The 3,224-nt window shown below is 53.1% G+C and carries 2 protein-coding genes and 1 pseudogene; all 3 read left to right on the forward strand.

What is annotated here, in order from left to right:
- Positions 1-44: 44 nt before the first annotated feature.
- Complete coding sequence (locus tag RSA72_RS09170) at positions 45-836, forward strand: helix-turn-helix domain-containing protein (RefSeq protein WP_332623042.1); 792 nt, start codon at positions 45-47, stop codon at positions 834-836.
- Between the two features lie 22 nt (positions 837-858).
- Positions 859-1,974, forward strand: a complete 1,116-nt coding sequence (ispG, locus tag RSA72_RS09175; RefSeq protein WP_332623041.1) for a flavodoxin-dependent (E)-4-hydroxy-3-methylbut-2-enyl-diphosphate synthase — start codon at positions 859-861, stop codon at positions 1,972-1,974.
- A pseudogene (gene hisS / locus RSA72_RS09180) lies at positions 1,971-3,224 on the forward strand (histidine--tRNA ligase); the annotation flags it as partial. The gene ispG and the pseudogene hisS, both read left to right, overlap by 4 nt.

The following is a 3,224-nucleotide window of genomic DNA, read 5'->3' on the forward strand; positions in this document are numbered from 1 at the left end:
GAATACCAACGTTATTTGCAATTACAGTACAGTACTGAGGCCGTATGGAAGTAAATCCTAATTCACCGCAATCGAATGGTTCGAGCGCTGCTCCAAATGCGTTAGGAAATGTACAGCGCCCAGGCGAGTACCTGCGTCAAATCCGCATTACCCAGAAGCGCGAGCTCAGTGGCGTCGCAGCCGAGCTGAATATTCCGGTGAAAACCCTGACCGCATTGGAGCAGGATGAGTACAAGTCCTTGCCTGAGGCGACCTTCATCAAGGGCTATTACCGCATTTACGCTAAATTCCTGAATGTGGATGCGACCAGCATTATTCAGCGTTTTGATGAAATTTACGCCAATGATACCGGCCTGTTGCCGAATCATGCCCTGAACAATTCGCCGATTAAAATCATGGGCAAGCTGCCGGGTTCAAACCGCGACCGCAACCGCAAATGGATCAAGCGCGGCCTGATTGCCTTGTTGGCGCTTGCGGTTCTGGGCATACTGGCCGCGGTGATGCAAAATATGTCCGGCAGCGCGGACAGCGATGCGCAGGCTTTAGCGCCGGAAGCGTCTGATGTGCAGGTGCTGAGTTCAGGCAGCGGCGGCGCCGTATCCGGCGACCAGCTGAGCCTGCAGTTCAACCGCCCGACCTCTGTGCATATTGTCGACTCAGCCGGCAAGGTTTTGGCGACCGGCCGCCAGGCTTCAGCTTTGGATTTATCCGGTGAAGCGCCATTCCAGATCCGTTTGGATGATGCGTCTGCCGTGTCATTAAGCTTAAATAATGAAGCGGTTTCATTGTCGCCATATACCGTAAACGGCAAAGCAGAATTCCGTTTATCACGTTAATGGCCAGGGGTAGAGCGAAAAAATGATTGTAAATCCAATTCAGCGCCGTCCGACCCGCAAAATCCGCGTCGGTTCAGTGCATGTGGGCGGCGATGCGCCGATCAGCATTCAAAGCATGACCAATACTGAAACCTGCGATGTTGAGGCGACCGTGGCGCAGATTCAGCGTTGCGCCGATGCCGGCGCAGACATCATGCGGGTTTCCGTGCCCAGCATGGAAGCCGCTGAAGCGTTTGGGGAAATCCGCAAGCGCGTGCAGGTGCCTTTAGTTGCGGATATTCATTTCGACTATAAAATTGCGCTGAAAGCTGCCGACATGGGCGCGGACTGCCTGCGGATCAACCCCGGCAATATCGGCTCTGAAGCGAAAATCCGCGAAGTAGTGGCAGCGGCCCGCCATCATGACATTTCCATGCGGATTGGCGTGAATGCCGGCTCGCTGGAAAAAGACATTCAGAAGAAATACGGCGAGCCGACCGGCGCGGCGCTGCTGGAATCAGCAATGCGCCATATTGATATTCTGGACCGTCTGGATTTTCAGGAATTCAAGATTTCGGTTAAGGCATCCAATGTGTTTTTAACCATGGACGCTTACCGCCTGCTGTCGAAGCAGATTGATAATCCGCTGCACTTGGGCGTTACCGAAGCGGGCATTTACCGCACCGGTTCGGTCAAATCAGCCATCGCCTTGGGCGGCCTGTTGATGGAAGGCATTGGCGATACCATGCGCATTTCGCTGGCGGCTGAGCCTGAAGAAGAAGTGAAAATCGGCTTTGATATTTTAAAGTCGCTGGGGCTGCGCTCCAACGGCATTAACTTTATTGCCTGCCCGAGCTGCTCGCGTCAGGAGTTCAACGTGATTCAAGTGATGCAGTCGCTGGAAGAGCGTTTGGAAGATATCCGCACGCCGATGGATGTATCGGTCATTGGCTGCAAGGTGAATGGCCCGGGCGAAGCCAAAGAGGCCGATATCGGCATTGTCGGCGCAAGCCCGCGTTCACTGGTGTACCGCAATGGCGAAAAGAGCCATTTAATTGATACAAATCAGCTTGTTGATGAAATCGAAACAATGGTTCGCCAGCGAGTTAAAGCGCTTGAAGAAGCTAAATCCAAAGAAATTATACGCAGTAAATCATGAGTTCAATTGTCGCAATTAAAGGTTTTAATGACATTCTTCCGGCGCAGACGCCTGCGTGGAGGCGTCTTGAGCAGCATTTAGCTTCCTTAATGGATGCCTATGGCTACCAGCAGATCCGCCTGCCGATCGTAGAGCAGACCAATCTGTTCAAGCGTTCGATTGGCGATGCGACGGATATTGTCGAGAAGGAAATGTACACGTTTCTGGACAAAGGCAATCCGCCGGAGTCGCTGACTTTGCGCCCTGAAGGCACGGCGGGCTGCGTGCGCGCCATGCTGGAGCATAATCTGCTGCGCGGCGCTGCGCCGCGGGTGTGGTATGTCGGGCCAATGTTCCGCTACGAAAAGCCGCAGAAAGGCCGCTACCGCCAGTTCCACCAGTTTGGCGTGGAAACTTTCGGCGTGGCGACGCCGGATATGGATGCTGAGCTGATTCTGATGAGCGCGCGCTTATGGAAGCGCATGGGCGTGGCGGACAAAGTTCAGCTGGAGCTGAATACTTTAGGCGAATCTGATGAGCGGGCTGCTTACCGCGCAGCATTGGTTGAGTTTTTAGAGTCACATAAAAACGATTTGGATGAAGATTCACAGCGCCGTTTAACCACCAACCCGCTGCGCATCCTTGATTCTAAAGATGCAAAAACTCAAGCCATTTTAGAAAATGCGCCGAAGCTGCATGACTTCATGGGTGAAGAGACTTTACAGCACTTTGCAGCCTTGCAGCAGTATTTAGCCGATGCCGGCGTAAGCTTCGTGATTAACCAGAAACTGGTGCGCGGCCTGGACTATTACAACAAAACTGTTTTTGAGTGGACTACAACGCATTTGGGTTCGCAAGGCACGGTTTGCGCCGGCGGCCGCTACGATGGCTTAGTAGGCCAGCTCAAAGGCAAGGCGGATCAGTCTGTGCCGGCGGTTGGTTTTGCCATGGGTATGGAGCGCTTGCTGCTGCTTCTTGAACAGGCAGGAGACAATACGCCAGTACGTGATTGTGAGTTCTTCCTGGTTGCAGATCCATCGACACAGGCTAAAGCTCTTGTTGCTGCTGAAACAATCCGTGATCAGTTGGAAGCTGAAGGAAGCGCTCTCCGCCTGAAAGTGGGTTCACAAGGCTCAATGAAATCACAAATGAAAAAGGCGGATCAGTCTGGCGCGCTTTTTGCCCTCATTTTAGGCGAGCGTGAAGCGGAAGCTGCGCAGTTTGCCGTAAAAGAGTTGGCAACAGCTGAACAAACTTTGGTTGCGGTGGAT

The organism is Acinetobacter sp. (assembly GCF_036659555.1).
Taxonomy (GTDB): Bacteria; Pseudomonadota; Gammaproteobacteria; order Pseudomonadales; family Moraxellaceae; genus Acinetobacter.

What these genes read in the sequence shown, in the direction of transcription:
- ispG (WP_332623041.1), top strand. Translation starts at nt 859, where the DNA reads ATGATTGTAAATCCAATTCAGCGCCGTCCGACCCGCAAAATCCGCGTC.
- RSA72_RS09170 (WP_332623042.1), top strand. Translation starts at nt 45, where the DNA reads ATGGAAGTAAATCCTAATTCACCGCAATCGAATGGTTCGAGCGCTGCT.